We start from the raw sequence: 218 nt of genomic DNA on the forward strand, positions 1-218 counted from the left end.
TTGAACCCAACGGTAAATAGTCGTGTGATCAACATTCACACCCCGTTCGGCCAGCATTTCCTGCAGTTCACGATAGCTAATGCCATATTTACAATACCAGCGCACAGCCCAAAGAATGATTTCGCCCTGAAAATGCCGACCATGGAAAGGATTCATATGCTGCACCTTTAGCTAAAACAGTCTTCAGCTTACCATTCGTGGTTATTTGCAACAGTGCC

The 218-nt window shown here is 45.4% G+C and carries 1 pseudogene; it reads right to left on the bottom strand.

The window, feature by feature from the left end:
* Positions 1-156, bottom strand: a pseudogene (locus CXF69_RS00660) (IS6 family transposase); the annotation flags it as partial.
* Positions 157-218: the final 62 nt, after the last annotated feature.

Source organism: Psychrobacter sp. Choline-02u-9 (genome assembly GCF_002836505.1).
In the GTDB taxonomy this organism is placed as follows: Bacteria; Pseudomonadota; Gammaproteobacteria; order Pseudomonadales; family Moraxellaceae; genus Psychrobacter.